The sequence below is a fragment of the Clostridium sp. LIBA-8841 genome, assembly GCF_034439435.1.
Taxonomy (GTDB): Bacteria; Bacillota; Clostridia; order Clostridiales; family Clostridiaceae; genus Sarcina.
Map to the genome: position 1 here is coordinate 16357 of NZ_JAPCKJ010000007.1, position 21669 is coordinate 38025.

At 30.2% G+C, this 21669-nt stretch carries 17 protein-coding genes; 14 read left to right on the forward strand and 3 right to left on the reverse strand.

All coding sequences use genetic code 11. The features are described from left to right. Positions 1-53 precede the first annotated feature (53 nt). From iolG to OIF33_RS15575, 8 genes are all read left to right on the forward strand, one after another. Positions 54-1055, forward strand: coding sequence for an inositol 2-dehydrogenase (gene iolG / locus OIF33_RS15540; RefSeq protein ID WP_322505144.1), 1002 nt, complete (start codon positions 54-56; stop codon positions 1053-1055). Between the two features lie 113 nt (positions 1056-1168). Then, a complete protein-coding gene (gene iolE / locus OIF33_RS15545) occupies positions 1169-2062 on the forward strand; it encodes a myo-inosose-2 dehydratase (protein WP_322505145.1) in 894 nt (297 codons plus the stop codon). An 83-nt stretch (positions 2063-2145) separates the two neighbouring features. Beyond that, complete coding sequence (locus OIF33_RS15550) at positions 2146-3738, forward strand: solute:sodium symporter family transporter (protein WP_322505146.1); 1593 nt, start codon at positions 2146-2148, stop codon at positions 3736-3738. A 63-nt stretch (positions 3739-3801) separates the two neighbouring features. After that, positions 3802-4851, forward strand: a complete 1050-nt coding sequence (locus OIF33_RS15555; RefSeq protein WP_322505147.1) for a Gfo/Idh/MocA family oxidoreductase — start codon at positions 3802-3804, stop codon at positions 4849-4851. Between the two features lie 284 nt (positions 4852-5135). After that, positions 5136-5900 (forward strand): formate/nitrite transporter family protein, encoded by a 765-nt coding sequence (locus OIF33_RS15560; protein ID WP_322505148.1) that lies wholly within the window; start codon positions 5136-5138, stop codon positions 5898-5900. A gap of 226 nt (positions 5901-6126) precedes the next feature. Further along, positions 6127-6903, forward strand: coding sequence for an enoyl-CoA hydratase-related protein (locus OIF33_RS15565; protein WP_322505149.1), 777 nt, complete (start codon positions 6127-6129; stop codon positions 6901-6903). 102 nt (positions 6904-7005) lie between these two features. Then, a complete protein-coding gene (locus tag OIF33_RS15570; RefSeq protein ID WP_322505150.1) occupies positions 7006-8556 on the forward strand; it encodes an acyl CoA:acetate/3-ketoacid CoA transferase in 1551 nt (516 codons plus the stop codon). Positions 8557-8726: 170 nt separating this feature from the next. Then, complete coding sequence (locus OIF33_RS15575; RefSeq protein ID WP_322505151.1) at positions 8727-9863, forward strand: acyl-CoA dehydrogenase family protein; 1137 nt, start codon at positions 8727-8729, stop codon at positions 9861-9863. A 311-nt stretch (positions 9864-10174) separates the two neighbouring features. Here the strand turns inward: OIF33_RS15575 and OIF33_RS15580 are convergent, their stop codons facing one another. Continuing rightward, positions 10175-11782, reverse strand: a complete 1608-nt coding sequence (locus OIF33_RS15580) for a DUF4097 family beta strand repeat-containing protein (RefSeq protein ID WP_322505152.1) — start codon at positions 11780-11782, stop codon at positions 10175-10177. After that, positions 11775-12098: a PadR family transcriptional regulator gene (locus OIF33_RS15585; RefSeq protein WP_322505153.1), complete on the reverse strand. Its 324-nt coding sequence runs from the start codon at positions 12096-12098 to the stop codon at positions 11775-11777. Before OIF33_RS15585 ends, OIF33_RS15580 begins: the two co-directional genes overlap by 8 nt. Positions 12099-12359: 261 nt before the next feature. Here OIF33_RS15585 and OIF33_RS15590 point away from each other — a divergent pair, with 261 nt between their 5' ends. Next, positions 12360-13016, forward strand: a complete 657-nt coding sequence (locus OIF33_RS15590; RefSeq protein WP_322505154.1) for a toxin regulator — start codon at positions 12360-12362, stop codon at positions 13014-13016. An 82-nt stretch (positions 13017-13098) separates the two neighbouring features. On the opposite strand, the gene OIF33_RS15595 is transcribed toward OIF33_RS15590, so the two are convergent. Then, positions 13099-13449: a DsrE family protein gene (locus OIF33_RS15595; RefSeq protein WP_322505155.1), complete on the reverse strand. Its 351-nt coding sequence runs from the start codon at positions 13447-13449 to the stop codon at positions 13099-13101. A gap of 588 nt (positions 13450-14037) precedes the next feature. On the opposite strand from OIF33_RS15595, the gene OIF33_RS15600 reads away from it, so the two are divergent. The 5 genes from OIF33_RS15600 to OIF33_RS15620 all read left to right on the forward strand — a co-directional run bounded on the left by OIF33_RS15600 (position 14038) and on the right by OIF33_RS15620 (position 21595). Further along, on the forward strand, positions 14038-15168 hold the full coding sequence (locus tag OIF33_RS15600; protein ID WP_322505156.1) for a glycerol dehydrogenase: 1131 nt from the start codon (positions 14038-14040) through the stop codon (positions 15166-15168). Between the two features lie 25 nt (positions 15169-15193). After that, positions 15194-16942 carry a dihydroxyacetone kinase subunit DhaK gene (gene dhaK, locus OIF33_RS15605; RefSeq protein ID WP_322505157.1) on the forward strand — a complete coding sequence of 583 codons (1749 nt, stop codon included), beginning with the start codon at positions 15194-15196 and terminating at the stop codon, positions 16940-16942. Between the two features lie 338 nt (positions 16943-17280). Further along, positions 17281-18714: an MFS transporter gene (locus OIF33_RS15610; protein WP_322505158.1), complete on the forward strand. Its 1434-nt coding sequence runs from the start codon at positions 17281-17283 to the stop codon at positions 18712-18714. 693 nt (positions 18715-19407) lie between these two features. Next, positions 19408-21033, forward strand: coding sequence for a glutamate/gamma-aminobutyrate family transporter YjeM (gene yjeM, locus OIF33_RS15615; RefSeq protein ID WP_322505159.1), 1626 nt, complete (start codon positions 19408-19410; stop codon positions 21031-21033). Between the two features lie 289 nt (positions 21034-21322). After that, a complete protein-coding gene (locus OIF33_RS15620) occupies positions 21323-21595 on the forward strand; it encodes a hypothetical protein (RefSeq protein ID WP_322505160.1) in 273 nt (90 codons plus the stop codon). Positions 21596-21669: the final 74 nt, after the last annotated feature.

The window sequence follows — 21669 nt, forward strand, 5'->3', positions numbered from 1 at the left end:
TAAAGTATTTTAAAAATAAATCTAAGTTTTAAATAATAGGGAGGAATTTGGTCATGATTAATATTGGTGTTATTGGAGCAGGAAGAATAGGTAGAATCCATGCTCAATCTATTCAAGAAAAGGTAAAGGGAGCTCAAGTTAAAACTATAGCAGACGTATTTGAAGAGTCAGCTAAAAAAGCTGCTGAGGAGTTTAAAATTCCAAATTATACAGGAGATTATATGGAAATTTTAAATGATCCAGAAATTGATGCAGTAATAATATGTTCATCAACAGATACTCACTCAAAAATATCAATTGAAGCTGCTGAAAGAGGTAAACACATATTCTGTGAAAAACCAATAGATTACGATGTTGCTAAAATTGAAGCAACTTTAGAAGCTGTTAAAAAAGCCGGAGTAAAATATCAAGTTGGTTTCAACAGAAGATTCGACCATAACTTTGCTAAACTAAAAGATCTTATAGAAGAAGGTAAAATAGGAAATCCACATATAATAAAAATTACTTCAAGAGATCCACAAGCTCCACCAATAGAATACGTGAAAGTTTCAGGTGGTATGTTCTTAGATATGACAATTCATGATTTTGACATGGCTGCATTCTTAAGTGGAAGCAGAATTTCAGAAGTATATGTACAAGGTGCATGTATGGTAAATCCTGAAATTGGAGAAGTTGGAGATGTTGATACAGCAATCATATCTTTAAAATTTGAAAATGGATGCATAGGGGTAATAGATAACAGTAGAGAAGCTGCTTATGGATATGACCAACGTGTTGAAGTATTTGGTGGAAAAGGATATGTAATGGCTGACAATGATTCTGATACAACTGTTACAATAGCTTCAGTAGATGGTATTGTTGGAGAAAAACCAAAATATTTCTTCTTAGAAAGATATATGGACGCTTATGTAAACGAGATGCAACAATTTATAAACTGCTTAGAAAACAATACAGAAGTTCCAGTTGGAGCTAATGAAGGTTTATATTCAGTTTTAGTTGGACTAGCTGCTACTAAATCATTAAAAGAAGGTAAGCCAGTTAAAATAGAATATTAAAATGATAAATTAGAACGGTATAAAAATTTAAAAGGTATAAATGAGGTTTGGTCAGAAAAGCTAAATGGGAGTTAGCTTTTCTGACAAATAAAAAGGTAATGGGGGAAGAGAGAATGTTTAATTCAAATGTAAAATTAGGAATAGCACCAATAGCATGGACAAATGATGACATGCCAGACTTAGGAAAAGAAAATACTTTTGAACAATGTGTAAGTGAGATGGCTTTAGCAGGATTTAAAGGATCAGAAGTTGGAAACAAATATCCAAGAGATGTAGAAGTTCTTAAAAAAGCTTTAGAGTTAAGAGATATGGAAATAGCAAGTGCTTGGTTTAGTTCATTCTTAACAACTAAACCATATGAAGAAACTGAAAAAGCATTTATAGAACATAGAGATTTCCTTAATGCTATGGGAGCAAAGGTAATCGTAGTTTCAGAACAAGGACATAGTATCCAAGGACAAATGGAAACACCAATATTCGATGGAAAGTATGTTTTCAATGAAGAAGAATGGAAAAAGCTAGCTGAAGGTTTAAATAAATTAGGAGAGTTAGCAAAGGAAAAAGGTATGAAAGTTGTTTACCATCATCATATGGGTACTGGGGTACAAACAACTGAAGAAATAGATAAATTAATGGATTTAACAGACGAAAATTTAGTGTACTTACTATTTGATTCAGGTCACTTAGTTTACTCAGGTGAAGATGCTTTAGAAGTATTAAAGAAATATGTAAATAGAATAAAACATGTTCACTTAAAAGATATAAGAAAAGATGTAGTTGAAGAAGTTAAGAAAGATAAATTAAGTTTCTTACAAGGAGTAAGAAAAGGAGCGTTCACAGTTCCTGGAGACGGATGTATAGACTTTGAACCAATATTCAAAGTACTTGACGATAATAACTATGAAGGATATTTATTAGTTGAAGCTGAACAAGATCCAGCAATAGCAAACCCATTAGAATATGCAATAAAAGCTAGAGAATATATAAAAGAAAAAACTAATCTTTAATAACTAAATTGGTTAATAATGAATTTTAGGTAACAGCATTAAAAATGCTGTTACCACCACTAAGTAGGGTAGGGGGAAATTTTATGTTCATATTTTTGAGTTTTGCAGTTTTTTTAGTAGGTGTATTCGCTATTGCATGGTATAAAGCTAAAGGAACAGATAACACTGAAACAGCAACAGGATACTTCTTAGCAGGTAGAGGATTAAGTGGTCCTGTAATCGCTGCAACAATGATACTTACAAACCTTTCAACGGAACAGATCATAGGCCTTAACGGTCAAAGTTATGCCACTAATATGGGACCAATGGCATGGGAAGTAACCTCATGTATATCCCTTATAACATTAGCACTTATATTCTTACCAAGATATCTAAAAGGTGGAATAACAACAATCCCAGATTATTTAGAAGAAAGATTCGATAGTACAACAAAGAGAATAGTTTCAATTTTATTCTTAGTTAGTTATGTTATAACTTACATACCTACAGTTTTATACTCTGGTGGTTTAGTTTTAAATCAGATTTTTGGTATATCAGAAATGTTTGGAATAACTACATTCCAAGCAGTTGCATTAACTGGATTCTTACTAGGGGTAGTAGGTGCTATCTACACAGTACTTGGAGGTATGAAATTATCAGCATTCTCTGATACTATAAACGGACTTGGATTATTAATTGGAGGTCTTTTAGTACCTATATTAGGTCTATTATTACTTGGAAATGGAGATTTTATTGGAGGATTTGAAATAATCCTTGGAAACCCAGAAAAGCTTAACGCTATTAACCCAGCAAATGCACAAGCACCATTAATTCCATGGCCAGTATTATTTACAGGATTATTATTTAATAACTTATTCTATTGGTGTACAAACCAGTCAATAGTACAAAAAGCATTAGGAGCTAGTAGCTTAAAAGAAGCTCAAAAAGGAGCTATACTTGCAGGCTTGATCAAGGTTTTAACTCCAGCAATACTTGTATTCCCAGGAATTATAGCATTCGCAAAATATGGAAATGGATTACCAAATGCAGATATGGCTTACCCAACATTATTACTTGATGTACTACCAAAACCTTTATTAGGAATATTTGCAGCAGTATTATTTGGAGCCGCTATGAGTTCATTAAATGGTGCTATGAACAGTTCATCAACACTATTTACATTAGATTTATACAAGCCTATGATAAATCCAGAGGCTTCAGAAAAGCATCTTGTAAGAGTAGGACAAAAATTTGTTATAGTAGTATCAATTGTATCAGTTGTTGTTGCTCCATTCATTTTATATGCTCCATCAGGATTATATAACTTCTTACAAGAATGTAATGGATACTTTAACGTACCAATATTAGCCTGTGTAATAGTTGGATTCTTTACAAAGAGAGTTCCAAGTTTAGCTGCTAAAGTAGTATTCATAGTTCACATTATTTTGTATACGTTATCAAAATTCTTCTTATCAGATGTACATTTCTTATACGTATTAGGTGTATTACTACCAGTAGCTATAGTTGTAATGTTAATTATAGGTAAGATTAAACCAAGAGAAACAGATTTTGTTCAAGCTGACCATGCATTAATAGATATGACTCCTTGGAAATATGCAAAATCAGCATCAATAGCTGTAGTTCTTATTATGATAGTAGTTTATTTAACTTTCTCACCTTTAGGAATAGCAGTGTAAATTATAAGAGTTTATGAGTATATAACTTAATGTATCAAGATAAATTTTTGGGAGGAATTAATCATGAAAAAAGTAAACTTTGGTATTGTAGGCTTAGGAAGATTAGGAAGAGCTCATGCTGAAAATTTAGCATTTAAAATTCCAAATGCAAATCTTTTAGCTGTTTGTTCAATAGATCAATCTCAAGTTGATGAGGTTCAAAAAGCATGGAACATTCCATATGGATATACTGATTTCGATGAAATGTTAACTAACAAAGAGTTAGATGCAATATTTATAGCATCACCATCAGGGTATCATTGTGAACAAATCAAGAAAGCTTTAGATGCTGGATTCCATGTGTTTAGTGAAAAACCACTTGGATTATATTTAGAAGATGCAGTAGAAGCTATGAAAGCTGTAAATTCTCATCCAGAAAAAATATTCATGCTTGGATTTATGAGAAGATATGATAAATCATATGCTTATGCTAAACAAAAAATTGAAGAAGGTGCTATAGGTAAACCAGTATTAGTTAGATGTTATGGATTAGATCCAGCTAAAGCTTTACCAAGCTTCTTAAAATTTGCTAAAGATAGCTACAGTGGTGGATTATTCTTAGATATGGCAATTCATGATATAGATTTAGCTAGATGGTATTTAGAGTCAGAAGCAGATGAATTATGGGCTATAGGTGGAGCTTATGGACATAAAGAGTTTGATGAGATAAATGATGCTGAAACTGGAGCAGCTATGGTTAAATTCAAAAATGGAACAATGGCATTACTTGTTGCTGGAAGAAACTGTGCTCATGGTTATCATATAGAAACTGAGATCATAGGAACTGAAGGTACATTAAGAATTGGAACAACTCCAGATAAGAACATAGTTACAGTATTTGATGATAGAGGAATTAATAAAGAATGTGCTGGTGGATTCTTAGAGAGATTTGAAGATGCATACTTAGCAGAAGTTAAAGAGTTTGTTGACTGTGTATTAGAAAATAGAAAGCCAGATGTAACTGTTGAAGATGGTGTATTATCTACTATCGTTGGATACGCTTGTAAAGAATCTTTCGAAACTGGAGAATTAGTTAAAGTTAATTACGAAGGTTACGATGAGTTAGTAAAATAGCCGCCTAATACTCAATTAAATATCTTTATATTGGGAAAGCTATGGAAAAGATTGGATTTTGATAAGTTTTTCAATAAATTTTTGGGCTTCGCCCAATATAAGATTATTTAATTAAAAGAGTAGTTTTATATAAATTAAAAATCTAATAACTTTAAAATTAAAAGATGGTTATTTATCATTGAGGAAGTTAAGTTTTACTTAGCACTTTAGTGATTTAAATTAATAAATTAAAAATATAAAATCAGCCAAATAAAAACATAATATATATAAATAAAGGAGAATGAATGCAAAAGAAAGACATAAAATTGATTTCAGACATGGCAGTTAATAAGTTTGAATTTGCAGATAGAGCTCCTATAAAGTATTTTTTCAGAGCAGTAGTTGCTGGGTTTTTCCTAGTAGTGGCTATAATTCTTTCATATACCACTGGAGCGGTATTAAATAATTCCTATCCAGAAATAGCTAGAATAATGGTGGCTGCTACATTCTCTTTAGCATTAGGGCTTATTGCCTTCATTGGAGGAGAACTTTTCACAGGAAACAACTTAGTAATGGCAATGGGAATATACAACAAAGATTGTACTTTAACCATGGCTTTAAAAGTATGGTTCATGAGTTATTTAGGTAATTTTATAGGATCTATATTATTAGCGTTTTTATTTGTGAAAAGTGGAGCATCCATTGATTTAATCAGTGATTATGCCAAAAGTATAGTTGATATAAAACTTACTTTGCCGGCTATAGAGCTCTTTCTAAGAGGTATGCTTTGTAACTTCATGGTTTGTATAGCATTCCTAAGCACAATAAAAATGAAATCTGAAACAGGAAAATTAATAATTATGTTCTGGTGTATATTTGCATTTGTTATCGCTGGTTTTGAACACAGTATTGCTAATATGGGAATATTCTCAATAACTTATTTTTCTTCTGGAAGTTTAGGTTTACCACTTATTTTTCGTAATCTATTTTGGGTTACTTTAGGAAATATGGTTGGGGGAGGAGTTCTGTTAGCATTACCACTTAAATTTATGAGCATGGACATGGAATAACTTTTTATGAATTAACTAACTTCCTTATCTGTTAATTATAAATTTTATTTAGCACCTAAAAACAATGATTTTTAAAAATTACCACCTTTTAAAATTATTGATTTTGATAAATTTTACTACACTAAAAAATAAATATCTCAAATTTTATTAATATATAAAAACTAAAGAATTTATAGTAACAGGCAAATTTTAAAATTATTTAAAGGTTGAAAGGGAGTAGAGTATTATGGAAAATATTATTTTTAATGAAGCAAATGGGATTGCAGAGGTTATTATAAACAGACCTAAAGCATTAAATGCCTTAAACAATCAAACTATAACTGAACTTGGTGACGTTATAAACGAAATCTCAAAAAGAAAAGATATTAAAACTGTAATTATAACAGGATCAGGAGAAAAGGCTTTTGTAGCAGGAGCAGACATTGTTGAGATGAAAGATTTAAATTCAATGGAGGCAAGAGATTTCTCAAGACTTGCTCAAAAGGTATTTTCAGACATAGAAAATATGCCACAAATTGTTATAGCTGCTGTTAATGGATACGCATTAGGCGGTGGATGTGAACTTTCAATGGCTTGTGATATAAGATTAGCTTCTAAAAAAGCTAAATTTGGACAACCAGAAGTTAACTTGGGAATTCTTCCAGGGTTTGCAGGAACTCAAAGACTTCCAAGATTAGTTGGAAAGGGAGTAGCTAAAGAACTTATATTCTCAACAGATATGATTGATGCTGAAGAAGCACATAGAATAGGACTTGCTAATAAGGTTTATGAGCAAGAAGAGTTAATGGATAAAGCAAGAGAGTTAGCTAATAAGATAATGAGCAAGAGCCCAGTAGGAGTAAGATTAGCTAAGGCTGCAATAAACAACGGATTAAACATGGATACTGAATCAGCATATAACTATGAAGCAGATTTATTTGCTTTATGTTTCTCAACAGAAGATCAATTAGAAGGAATGAATGCCTTTGTTGGAAAGAGAAAAGCTGATTTCCAGGATAAATAAAACTACTTTGAATATATAAAATCTAAATAAGTTTATAAAAAATAAAACAGCAATTAAGTTTATGTAACTTATATTAATCTACCCATGAAAGGATTGTTATGTATGGTAAGGGTTAGTTTTTTGAAACCATGTGAGGTCGCGGAATTTGTTAAAGATGGAGATACTATAGTAACAGAAGGATTTGTTGCTAGCTGTTGTCCAGAGTCTTTGACTAAGGCTTTAGAAAAGCGTTTTTTGGAAACTGGTCATCCAAAGAATTTAACTTTAATGTATTCTGCAGCTCAAGGAAATAGAGATGGAAGTGGTGCTGACCACTTTGCTCATGAAGGAATGACAAAGAGAGTAATAGCAGGTCATTGGAATATGGCTCCGAAGCTAGGAAAGATGGCTGTTGAAAATAAAATAGAGGCATATAACTTGCCTCAAGGAACTTTAGCTCAGTTATTTAGAGATATAGCTGGTAAGAGAGTTGGAACTATAACTCATGTAGGGTTAAATACATTTGTTGATCCAAGAATTAGTGGAGGAAAGTTAAATGACGTCACTAAAGAGGATATAGTTAAACTTATTGAAATAGAAGGAGAAGAAAAGCTTCTTTATAAATCTTTTCCAATAGATATTTGCTTTTTAAGAGGCTCTTCAGCTGATGAGTGTGGAAATATAACTTTAGATAGAGAAGTTGCCACACTAGACGTTACTTCAATTGCGCAAGCTTGTAAGAATAACGGCGGAAAAGTTTTTGTACAGGTTGAGAGAGTGGTAGCAAGTGGATGTTTAGACCCTAGACTTGTTAAAATTCCGGGAATATATGTTGATGGAATAGTTCTAGCAGAACCCTGTGATCATGAACAATGTTTAGGAATGAAATTTAATCCGGCATATACAGGAGAAGTAAGAGTTCCATTAAGTAGCATAGAAAAGGCACCTTTAAATGCAAGGAAGGTAATTGCAAGAAGAGGCGCTATGGAACTAAAAAAAGATACTATAGTTAACTTAGGAATTGGTATACCAGAGGTTATATCATTAGTTGCTAATGAAGAAGGTATTGGAGATTATATGACACTTACAGTTGAATCTGGCCCTGTTGGAGGAGTACCTCAAGGGGGAGCAGCCTTTGGTGCCTGTATAAATCCAGATGCTATTTTAGATCAACCTTATCAATTTGATTTCTATGATGGTGGTGGAGTTGATATAGCATTCTTAGGATTAGCTCAGGCTGATAAAAATGGAAATATAAATGTAAGTAAATTTGGACCTCGTATAGCAGGCTGTGGTGGATTTATAAACATAACTCAAAATGCTAAAAAGGTTATTTTCTGTGGTACTTTCACGGCTTCAGGATTAAAGGTAGAGATAGGAGATGGCAAACTTCATATAGTTCAAGAAGGAAAGTGTAGTAAGTTTCTTGAAGATGTTGAGCAAATTACTTTTAGTGGAGAATATGCCAACAAAACTAATCAGACAGTTATGTATATAACTGAAAGAGCTGTATTTGAATTAAGAGATGATGGATTACACTTAACAGAGATTGCTCCAGGAGTTGATCTTGAAAATGATATTTTAGCTTATATGGACTTTGTTCCTAAGATAGACGAGCCTCTTAAGTTAATGGATGAAAGAATATTCCACGATAAACTTATGGGAATTAAATAAGGATAAGTTGGTATAAGTAGTATTAGGTAATCTTTGAAATTGAAAAATATATTAAAAGATAATACTTAGTCACATTTATAGTGGCAAAGAATAATTTTAACTTAATATTAGATGTTTAAATAGCTTTTTAGCTTTAGATATAATTACAGAATTTTGGGAGGAATTAAGGTATGGATTTCAGTTTAACACAGAAACAATTAGACGTTCAAAGAATGGTAAGAGAATTTGCTGAAAGAGAACTAAAACCATTTGCTATTGAAAATGATGAAAATAGTACATTTCCAATGGAAGCTTATAAAAAGTTAGGTGAATTAGGAGTTATAGGTCTTCCATATTCAACTGAATATGGCGGAACTGGGGGAGACTATCTTTCATATGTTATAGCTGTTGAAGAGATTTCAAAGGTTGATGCATCTATGGGGATAGCAGTCTCAGTAACCACTTCATTATGTGCAGGAGGAATTAGTAACGCTTCAGAGGAGCTTAAGAAAAAGTATTTACCTGACATACTTTCAGGTAAAAAACTTGGATCATTTGGATTAACAGAGCCAAATGCTGGTTCAGATGCTAGTGGAGTTATAACTGTAGCTGAGAAAAAAGGCGATAATTATATATTAAATGGAGCTAAATGCTTCATAACAAATGCACCTTTAGCAGGAACATTCATAGTTTTTGCATTAACAGATAGAACAAAAGGACCTAAAGGATTATCTGCATTTATCGTTGAAAAAGATTTTCCAGGAGTATCAATAGGAAAAATAGAAGATAAATGTGGTATTAGATCAGCACAAGTTTCAGAAGTTTTATTTAATGACTGTGTTGTGCCAGCTAGCAATTTAGTTGGTAAGGAAGGTGATGGCTTCAAGATAGCTATGAAAACTCTAGATGGAGGAAGAATCGGGGTTGCAGCCCAAGGTTTAGGAATAGCAGAAGGAGCTTTCGAAATTGCTAAGGAATACATGAAGGAAAGAAAACAATTTGGTAAGCCTTTATTTAAACAACAATATTTAGCATTTAAAATGGCTGAATTAGCTGTTGAAATTGAACAAGCTAAATATATGTTATATAAGGCAGCTATGGACAAGCAAGAAGGAAAACCTTATTCATTGTCAGCTGCAAAGGCTAAATTAGTTTGTACAGATGCAGCAATGCATGTTACTACTGAAGCTATTCAAATGCTTGGTGGTAATGGATACATGAGAGAGTACCAATTAGAAAGAATGATGAGAGATGCTAAAATAACTCAAATTTATGAAGGTACAAATGAAATTCAAAAATTAATAATAAGTGGAAGTTTATTTAGATAATAAAATAGACTATACACTATCTGCAGTTTGAAGTTAATTGAAAATTAAACACACACAACATATTAACTAAAAGTCAAAATTAAAAATGAATGCTTAGCTCTTATAATGAGAGTTAACCAAGTGATAAAAATGTATTAATACTTTAGGAGTTAATAAACTCCAATTAACCCTTAAACAATTTTATTTAAATCCAAAATGGACAACCATTGAGTTTGTAAGCTCAAATAAAAACAACAACTAATAACTAACAACAAAAATAAACAACAACTAATTAATAAAGCACCCCGCTTTACCCACGGGGTGCTTTTAATTTAGAAATTATCTAATTTAATATCTCCACTTGCTGTTGTAATATTTAATTTATTATCTCCAGAATTAAATGTTGCTTTTAAAAGTTTATCACCTTTTTCTATATTTGATGTATTTACACCATCAGCAACTTCTATAGAGCCAGATGTTGTTTTCCCTTCTAAAGCTAGATTGTTTGAAACTTCAACTCCTAGTTCTACATCTCCAGAAACAGAGTTTATTGTTGAAGCACCTTTAACCTCGGCTAAGTTTATATCTATAGATCCAGAAGTTGAATCTACAGTTAGCGTTCCTACATAGGAGCTAGCCTTAATATCTCCAGAAACTGTTTTTAGTGAAGAGGTATTTGTATTTAGTTTATTAAATTCTATATCACCAGAAGTTGTGTTAGCTGTTACTGTTGGAGCTGATACAGAGTTGAATTCTATATCACCGCTTACAGTTTCCATTCTAAGAGAGTTAAGTTCTAAAACTCTTTCAGATTTAATGTCTCCAGATACATTTGTTATTGATATATCGCCTTTATAACTTTCTGGAATATAAATATTTAATGTTAAATCTCTTGAAAATATATTATGAGGAGAGTTTTGAGTTTCTATAATTAAATTATCATTATTTTCTGTTACACTAAGTTTTAGTGTGTTGTTATCATTAGAGTTGTATTTTCCTTTAAGCTCGGTTTTTAACTCATCAGTATCAGACTTAAGTATATTAACATCTGCAATACTTGATTTTATAGTAATTTTGTTTACAGACTCTATGCTACGAGATTCACTATCATTTATAGTATGACTAGTACCAAATAAATCAAAATTAAATTGACCATAATCAAATTCACCTAAGTAATTAGAAATCTGAGGAGCTAAATCTTTTCCTATAGAAAGTCCTGATGAAATAGTTTGAAATAATCCCACTGAAAATGTTGCTATGAATATCACTAGAGAAACTATCATACCAACAACAGCCTTCTTATTCCAGAAGGGCTTCTTATCTTTTAATTTAGGCTCTGTTAAATACTCAATAGCTTTCTTTATTAAAACTATACATGCTTTAATTCCATAATATCCCAGTGTAGTCATAAGAATTCCTAGGAATATTAAAGAGATTAATATCCAAATAACTCCAAAGAATAGAGATGTAAGTCCGCCTGTACTTGTAGCAGCTAAAGCTATACATGATATCATGCCGATTAAACAACTAAATATAAGACTTATTCCACCTATAAATATGCCGATAATTGATCCTGCGATTCCTAAAATTATAGGAGATAAAATAATAGCTAATACAATGAATAAAACTATTTTCATAAGTTTATCTGTTTTATTTGAACTTTCAGATATACTTTTACTGAATGCTCTAGTTTTTTCTTTTGCTTTTTCTTTATAATATCTTGCTGTTTCTTCAATTGTTGGATTACCCTTAGCCTTTTTATATTGCTCAGCTATATCTTTGGGATCTCCAAGATCTTCAGCTATTTCTTCTTCAGTTTTACCTGAGGATAATCCAATAGAGAAGTGCTCTTCATAATCATATAAAATATCATCAATCTCTTCTTGGGAAAAACCTCTTAAATTTCTTCTTAATTCATTAAGATATTCTTGTTTAGTCATTCTCATCACCCTCCTCTAATAAATAATTTATACCATCTAATAGATCAAACCATTCACGTTTTAAAAGTTCTTTACGCTGAAGTCCTAAGTCTGTGATTTTATAATACTTTCTTGGGGGACCTTCCTGAGATTCTCTTAAGTAGGTTGTAAAAAAACCTTCTTTGCTAAGTTTTCTTAGGATAGGGTATATTGTTCCATCTGAAATATATATTCTCTCTGAGATTTTACTTATAAGTTCATATCCATAGTAGTCTTTTTTTGAGAGTAGAGAGAGAACACAAAGTTCTAAAACCCCTTTTTTAAATTGAGAATTCATCTATTCACCTGCTTTCTCATTTATATAAATCTTCTTAAAACCCTTGCAATATGCGGAGTTTCAATTGTATTATTAACAATAATTTGTAAATCTTGACTATAATATATCATACACTACTATATATTACAAGGTACTGAATATAAAAATATACTATAGTATATTAAATTACTATAAAGTAAATTATTAACTTATTATGAATTGTATGCTATAATATTCCAGTAAAAAAATAATAATGTTAAATTAAATTTAAGGAGTAGGATTATGAATAAACAAAAATTGACGGAATTTTTTAAATCAAAAAAAGGACTTTGTATAGTAGTAGCTATTGTTTGTTTAATTTTAGGGGGAAGCATAGAAAAATCAAATACTGATAAAAGAATTAAAGATATAGAGAATAAATATAATTCTCAAATAGATTTATTAAATAAAAAGAATGAAGAATTAAATAGTAAACTTGATGAAGCTAAACCATGGTTTGAAATGAGTGATGCTCAAAAGAAAGCTAAAGAAGAAGAATTGAAAAAGCAAAAAGAGGCAGAAGAGAAAGCGGCAGCTGAAAAGGCGGCAGCTGAGAAAAAGGCTAAAGAGGAAGAAGAAAAAAAGGGATATGATACAGGCGTAACTTATGAAAATTTAGCTAGAACTCCAGATGATTATTTAGGGAAAAAAGTAAAATTTAGTGGAAAAGTTGTACAAGTAATGGAAGATGATGATGAAACTCAAATAAGGTTAGCTGTTAATGATAATTATGATAATATTTTATATTTAGGAGTACCTAAGACTTTAACTGGTAATAATAGAATTTTAGAGAATGATGAAATTACTATAATGGGAAAATCTGCAGGGTTATTAACATATAAATCTACTATGGGAGGAAATATAACTATTCCATCTGTTTTAGTAGATAAATTTGAATAATATTTAATAAAAAAAACTCTATGTCGGTAGAACATAGAGTTTTTATTAAATAATTTTAAAGGGTAGTGGGTTATGTTAAATTTTATGGTTTGATGTATAAATATCCTTCTGATTGCTTTTCAGCAAGCTCAATAATTCCAGTGGGAACTACTTTGCAGAAAGAAAACAATTCATTTTTAGCTATGTTAAATTTTTTTAATGAGTTATTGCACACTGCAAAAACAACACCTTGTTCAGCAGGTTCAATAATTTTGTCTATTAAATTAGTATTTCTAGCTATTACTTCTTTTAACTGAAAAACAGCCATAGAATTTGCTAATACTTCTAATTCATATGTTCTATTAGTTTCTTTAGCATTGTTTAATACATTCTTTAGATTCTCTAAAACAATAGGCCATTTACCAGGTTCATCAATATGAAATATAATTTTCATCTTAACCACTTCCAAACCTTATATTGATTTTTAAAGACATATAAATATATTTATACAGCATTATATAGTAAAGTTGCTGATGTTATTTCTTTGTTCTATAACCACTTACAGAAGTGTACTACTTCTTAGTAAATAGATTATTTTGTCTAAATTTACTAAGCGAATTTTTAACAATACTCTGAACAAAATTTCTAACATCAACAACCTTGTCCTTAATATAAACCTTTAAAAATGAATAAGCAAATTACATAAAAATAAGATTTATAAAATAAATAGTTTATTTTGACAATGTTTAGATTTATTACGATTTTATCCTGATATTTTTCAAAAATAGTAATTCAAAACTTTAATATGTATATTTTTTTAATACATATTTTAAAGGAGAATAACTTAAATAATAAAAATAATTGGACTTTTTGAATACGTTTGCTTTAAATGTGTCAAAAGTCCTATTTTTTATGAAAAAGATGTATGAAAAGGTTGAAATAGTCCAATATTATATCAATAAACTTCAATGTAATAGTTTGCAGTGAGGTTTATAATAACATCATAACATTTGGTAAACGATTTTATTGAGGAGATGATTTTATGAGAAAGGCATTTATATGTCCAACAAAATATGTTCAAGGAGAAAATGAGTTACTTAATTTAGGTTACTTTGTAGAGACTTACGGAAAGTCAGCACTTTTAATAGCTCATCCGGAGGATATAAAGAGAATTAAAGACAAATTAGATGCAACAGCAAAGAAATTCAATATTGAATTTATAGAAGGCGGATTTAAAGGTGAATGTTCACGTCAAGAAGTTAAAAGACTTCAAGAACTTGCAAAAGAAAAGAAATGTGATTGCACAGTAGGTCTTGGTGGAGGAAAAGCTTTAGATACAGCTAAGTGTGTAGCTGAAGGTGAAAAGCTTATAGTAGTGCCAACAATAGCGGCTACAGATGCTCCAACTAGCCACTCAGCAGTTTTATACACAGAAGATGGATCATTTGATGATTATGCGTACTTCAAAGCAAGCCCAAGCGTTGTTTTAGTAGATACAGAGGTAATAGCAAAAGCACCTACACGTTTCTTAGTAGCAGGTATGGGAGATGCCTTATCAACTTACTTTGAAGCAAGAGCAACATCAAGTTCATTTACTAAAGTCAATGCGGGATTACCATGTGGGGTAAGAGAAGAAAAGTGTAGACCAGCAATCGGAACAAATGCTTCATTAGCACTCGCTAAGCTTTGCTATGAAACATTATTAGAAGATGGAAAGAAAGCTAAAGATGCTTGTGAATGTAACTGTGTTACTAAATCTTTAGAAAATATAGTAGAAACAAACATATTATTATCAGGATTAGGATTTGAGAGTGGTGGATTAGCTGCAGCTCATGCAATACATGATGGTTTAACAATATTAGAAGGAACACATGGATACTTCCATGGAGAAAAGGTTGCTTTTGGAACAATAGCTCAATTAGTTCTTGAGAATGCACCAAAAGAGGAGTTATATGAAGTATTAGATTTCTGTTTAGAAATAGGTCTTCCTGTATGTCTTGAAGATATAGGAGTAACAGAGGTTTCAGATGAAGAGTTATTTGAGGTTGCTGAAAAGGCTTGTATACCAGAAGAATCAATATACTCAATGCCATTTGGAATAGAAATTTCAGAAGTAGTTTCAGCAATTAAATTAGCAGATAAGATAGGTAGAGAGTACAAAAATAGAAAGTAATTTTAATAGCAAGGGAGAGTTTAACATGAAGAAAATAATGAATTCAGCAGAAACACTAGTAAGAGAAATGTGTAACGGAATGGTTATGGCACACCCAGAGTTAGAATTTTTAAATAAATATAAGGTTGTTAAAAAGAAAAACATTAATGAAGATAAAGTAACACTTATAAGTGGTGGGGGAAGCGGTCATGAGCCAGCACATGCAGGGTTTATAGGAAAAGGTATGTTAGATGTAGCAGTATGTGGAGATGTATTTGCTTCACCTTCACAAATACAAGTTTACCAAGCTATAAAAGCATCTAAGAGTAATAAAGGTACACTTCTTATAATCAAGAATTATAGTGGGGATATGATGAACTTCAAGAATGCAGCTCACCTTGCTACAGAAGATGGAATAAAAGTTGATTATATAAAGGTTGATGATGATATAGCTGTTGAAGATAGTCTTTATACTGTAGGACGTAGAGGGGTTGCAGGTACTGTTTTAGTACATAAAATAGCAGGTGCTGCTTCTGAGAGAGGAAACAGTTTAGAAGAAGTTAAAAGAATAGCTGAGAAAGCTGCTAGTAGTGTTAAAAGTATAGGATTTGCATTCACATCTTGTACTGTTCCAGCTAAGGGAACTCCAACATTTGAATTAGGTGAAGATGAAATGGAATATGGAGTTGGAATACATGGAGAACCTGGAATTCGTAGAGAAAAAATAGCTACAGCAGATGAATTAGCTGAAAGAATGGTTAATCAACTTATAAATGAATTAGACTATAAGGATGAAGAGGTAGTTGTTCTTATAAATGGATTTGGAGCTACACCACTTCAAGAGTTATATTTATTAAATAACTCAGTATTTAGAGAATTACATAAAAGAGAAATTAAAGTATGTAAAAACTTCGTTGGTAACTACATGACAAGTATAGATATGGCTGGAGCTTCAGTATCAATAATGAAACTTGACGATGAATTAAAAGAATTGATGAAAGATCAGTGTGATACTCCAGCATTTAAAGTTTCTAATCATATGGATGTAAAAGAATATGAAGAAGTAGTAATAGAAGAAAAAGAGGTTCCAGTATCATATAAAGTTGAAACTTGTGAATCATTTAATGAAATAAAAGGTGAAAAAATATCACTTAATAATATGATTTACATATTAGATAAAATGAGTGAAGTAATAATTGATAATGAAGTTCCATTCTGTGAATTAGATTCTCATGCAGGAGATGGAGATTTTGGAATGAGTGTTGCTAAAGGATTTAGAATGCTTAAAAAAGAGTGGAAAGATATATTAAATATAGAAAACTTAAATATATCTGAGTTCTTAAATGCTTGTTCATTAGTTATAATGGAACACTGTGGTGGAGCATCAGGTCCAATATGGGGATCAGCTTTCAGAGCAGCAAGCAAAAGTGTTATAAATAAAAATGAGTTAACAGTAGAAGATTTTGCTGAAATGATGCAAGCCGCTGTATTAGGAATTCAAAAGACTGGAGAGCGTTCATTTGGAAGAGGCGCTGTAGTGGGAGACAAAACATTAATAGATGCTTTAGTCCCTTGTGCAGATTCATGGACAAATAATGCAAAAGAAGGATTAAAATTCAAGGAAGCATTTAAAAATGGTGCAGAGGCAGCAGTTTTAGGAGCTAAGAAAACAGAAGAAATAGTAGCTCGTATGGGAAGAGCTGGTACAGTAGGTGAAAGAAGTATTGGTTATCCAGATGCAGGTGCGTATGGACTAGGTGTAATATTCACTGAAATATCAAATGATATAAAATAGTTTAATAAAATAAAAATTTTAATAGATAGTTCAAATAGTTTTATAGATTAAGGGAATGTATTAAAGAACAGTAATGCTTGTCATAATAAGCATCTCACACCTGTTCTTAATACATTCTTTTTTGTATTGTAAATTATTCTAAAGAAATGAATTTAACGATTATTTATTAAAACATCGAGTTTTTATGGAAATAAGTATAATCATTAGATTTTATTAAAGAATTAATGGCTAAAATAGTATCAATAAAAATCAAAATTTTCATAGATAAATTGATTTGTTAACAAAAAGTTAACAAAGGTGTATAATGTAGATAAAATTTACGAGAGGAGAACTTTGATATGGAAGATATAGAAAATAATAAGAGAGTTATATCTGGAGATAATCAGAACAAATGGGCCATATTGATATGTGTAGTTATAATGACTTTTATGGCCTGTATAGATGGTAGTATAGTAAATGTTGCTTTACCTAAAATATCATCTGATTTAAATAAACCAATTTTAGATACACAATGGATTGTAACCAGTTATCTCATGGTAATATCGTCTTTAGTGTTACTATGTGGAAGATTAGGTGATATTAAAGGAAAATGTAATGTCTTTAAAGTTGGAGTATTAATTTTTACTATTGGTTCATTTTTTAGTGGACTATCAAAAACATTACCTTTATTAGTCTTATCTAGAACTATTCAAGGGGTTGGAGGCGCTTGTGCCATGGCAACTGGAATGGGCATAATAACGGCTATTTTTGATAAAAAACAGAGAGGAAAGGCTATGGGGATATCAGCTAGTGCTGTAGCTTTAGGAGTAATGGTTGGACCAGCACTTGGTGGTATTTTAGTTTCTATTAGGTGGGATCTTATATTTTGGATTAATGTGCCTATTGGAATACTTGCTTTCTTACTTTCAATAAGATATTTACCTAAGATGAGAACAAACTCAAAGGAAAAGATAGATATTAGAGGAACAATAGTATTTGCAATATCTATAGTATCTAGTACTTTATCAATAACTAAAGGTGAAGTCTTAGGGTATACAGATAAATATGTAATACTTGGATTTATAATAGCAATAGTATCTTTTATAGTATTCATATATTTACAGAAGACATTAGAGTCTCCTGTTTTAGATTTAAAACTATTTAAAAATAAATTATTTTCATTAAGTATAGTTTGTTCAGCACTTTCATTTTTAGCTATAAGTTGTATGAATATAGTAATTCCATTATATTTAGAACAAGCCTTACAAATGAGTTCTTTACAGGCAGGCTTATTCTTAATAATTTACCCATTATGTTTATCAATAGTAGCACCACTTAGCGGTTCCCTTTCTGATAAATTCAATGGAAGATTAATTTCATTAATTGGTATAACTTTATTAACAGTAGGACTTTTCTTTATGGCAAGAATTAATATAGAAAGTTCTCTAGTTTATCTTGGGATATGTTGTGTTATCATGGGGATTGGTAATGGAATGTTTAAATCAGCTAATAACGCTCTTGTAATGGAAAAAGTTGAAAAAGATAGACTTGGAATTGCAGGAAGTGTAAACTCTCTAGTTACAAATTTAGCAATGTCCTATGGGTTTACTTTTGCAACAACTATATTATATGGAAGAATGAGTTACAAACTTGGATATAGGGTTTCAAATTATGTACCAGGGCATGAATCTGCATTCTTATATGGATTAGATTGTGCATTTTTCTCAGCTACAATAATTTGTTTCCTTGCAACTATAGTAGCTTTCATTAGATATAAAAATAAAAAAATTTAATAGAAATTACAGTTTCTTAGCTAAAGTATAGACTGATTAAAGATAAAAATACTTGTCATCAGTCTATACTTTAGCTATTTTTTTTAGTTTTTTCATTTAAAAATCTTTCTTTAAGCAAATCTTATCTAAAATTAAAAGTTTTGTAGAAAACAATATATTTATTTAGAAGTGAAATTAAATAATATTTATAAATTATCATAGTTAAAAATTTTAATAGAGAGTAAAGAGAAGAAAAGAGGATATTTCATAAAATACATATTTATGAATAAATATTAAAGTGAGTTTTAAAATAAAAAAGAAAATTTTAGTTTTGTTAAAATACAATTGATAATTAAATTTCTTGAATAAAAGAGTGTTTTCTGTACAAGGACTTTAACATCAAGTGTATTTTATACAGAGACATATGTACATAAAAAATGATTTAACATGAAAAAACCTTTGACATTTACTAAAAATTAGCATAAAATACAAAGAAATAATGAATTAAGTGTTAATAAGTGGTTAATTTAATTAAAAAATACAATTTTGAATTGAGTAATATATTTTATAAATTAATTCAAGAAAAAAATAATAATATTATTAATTATCTTTAGAGATAATTAGATATATATGAAATGACAAATGAATAAATATTCAAAATTGATGTAAAAACATATAAAATATTTAAAATTATAAATTGGGGAGGAAAACTATATGAAAGAAAGCAGTCAAATACATGATGAAGATTTAGTAGAAGTTGAAGAACTTATTGACGGTGAAGAAGCAAGAAATGGTAAGAACTATAAAATAGGTTTTTGGTCATTTGTAGCTATGATCTTCATGACTGTTTATGGATTAGCAAATGGGCAACAAATATATTATCAAATGGGGTATGCATCCATAACATATGTAATAATCGGGGTTATTTTATTCTTTGTTCCATATACTTTTATAGTATCAGAAATGAGTTCAGCGTTTAGTGAGGAAAAAGGTGGAATATTTTCTTGGATGAGAAAATCTGTAGGTACAAAGTTTAGTACTGTTGGAGCGTTTATATGGTACATATCAGCCATAATATGGTGGTTTAGTATAAGTTCAATATCAATTACTTTTTCTAATATGATTTATGGGAGAGACCTTTCACAAAGTTGGCATCTCTTTGGTTTAAGCAATACAGCTACAACAACTTTAATAGGGATTGCATGGTTCTTGTTAATAGTATTCTTTTGTCGTAAAGGTGTTAAATCAGTAACAATGTTAGCCAATATTTCAATGCTTATAACAATAATAATGCATGTTTTAATACTTGGGGGTGGCCTTTTAGTATTTTTCTTATCTGGATTTAAATTTCAACAACCATTAAACTTTACAGGGGTTCAATCATTTTTCATGGGACCTAATGAAGCCTATAATAATCCCTTAGCAGCAGTTGGATTTTTAGTGTTTGCTATATTTATATTAGGTGGAATGGAAAGTAGTGGAGGACTTGTAGATAAGGTTAAGAATCCTAAAAAGAATGTTCCAAGAGCTATGATTTTATCAGGAATTATAATAGCTGTTTTATATATAGTCATAGTTGTTATATGTGGTATGTCTGTTAGTTGGTCAGACGCCTTTAATAAACCAGGAGTTAACTTATATAACTATGGAATATATTTAGTACAAGCTCAATTTTATAACTTAGGACAATACTTAGGATTATCCCAAAGTGCTTCAATAGCCTTAGGAGAATGGGTAAATAGACTTACAACTTGGATTGGATTTATAGCGAAGCTTAATCTACCATTAATACTTTATTCTCCAATCAAGCAAATGTTTGAAGGAATGCCAGAGGGGATGTTACCTAAGTTTATAACTAAGAAAAATAAACATGGATTTACAGGAAATGCTTTAATGATACAAGCAAGTATAATAATTATTGTAATGTTAGCTATAGGATTTGGCGGAGATACAGCAAATACAATATATAATAACTTAACATTTATGGTTACTATAGCAACATCAATACCATGGGCATTTATAGTTTATGCGTACATAAGATTTAAACTAAATGATAATATCAAAAAAGAATATGAATTTTTTAATAAAAAATGTGGAGTTATTTTTGCATCAATAACTTTAATAACAATAATATTTGCTACAGTATTTTCAATAATTGAACCTTTTTTACAAGGAGATATACAAAAAGGAATATGGATAGTAGCGGGTCCAATTGCATTTGGATTAATAGGATATATATTAGCTGCTGTTTATGAAAGAAGATTAAAATCAGGAAAAATCAGAGATAAAAAAGAACAAGAAATTGAAGAAGTTGAAGCAGAAATTGCATTAACAAAATAAGATAAATATTTAGTAGCGGGGAGATTTTATCCCTGCTATTTTATTTAATATATTTAGTTAAATATAGAATATATTATAAGAATTAATATTTAGATATTGATTCTTTTATTTTGTTTAATTTTATAGTGGAAAATAGTGATAATTTTTAAGGAATATACCTTTGAATTGATAAAATAATAATTATTATAGAGAAGTATTTATTTATAAATAAGAGGGTGATATAATTAGTTTGTAAATAAAATTAACAAAATGTTCATTAATTATGTTCATTTTTAAGGAGGTTTTTAAAATGACTAGAAAAGTAGAAGAATTAAAAAATGAAGTTATGGCTGATATAGAAGGATCTTGTGTAGAAGATATAAAAGCTGATATGATTAATAAAATGGAAGAAGATATAAAAGTTCTTGACGAAAATAGTCCAGCTTACAAAGAAGATGAAAAAGAGGCTGGTAAATTAGGAAGAGCTATAAATAAAGAATTAGATAGAGAAATAAAAGAAGAAGCTGAAAATGCTAAAGAATTTGCTAAAGAATTAAAAGCTGATATAGAATCAAGAGAATAATAATATTTTATTATATAATTAAATAAAAAAATTTTCACATTACTTTTGATGTAAAAAGACTGTATGCAATGAAA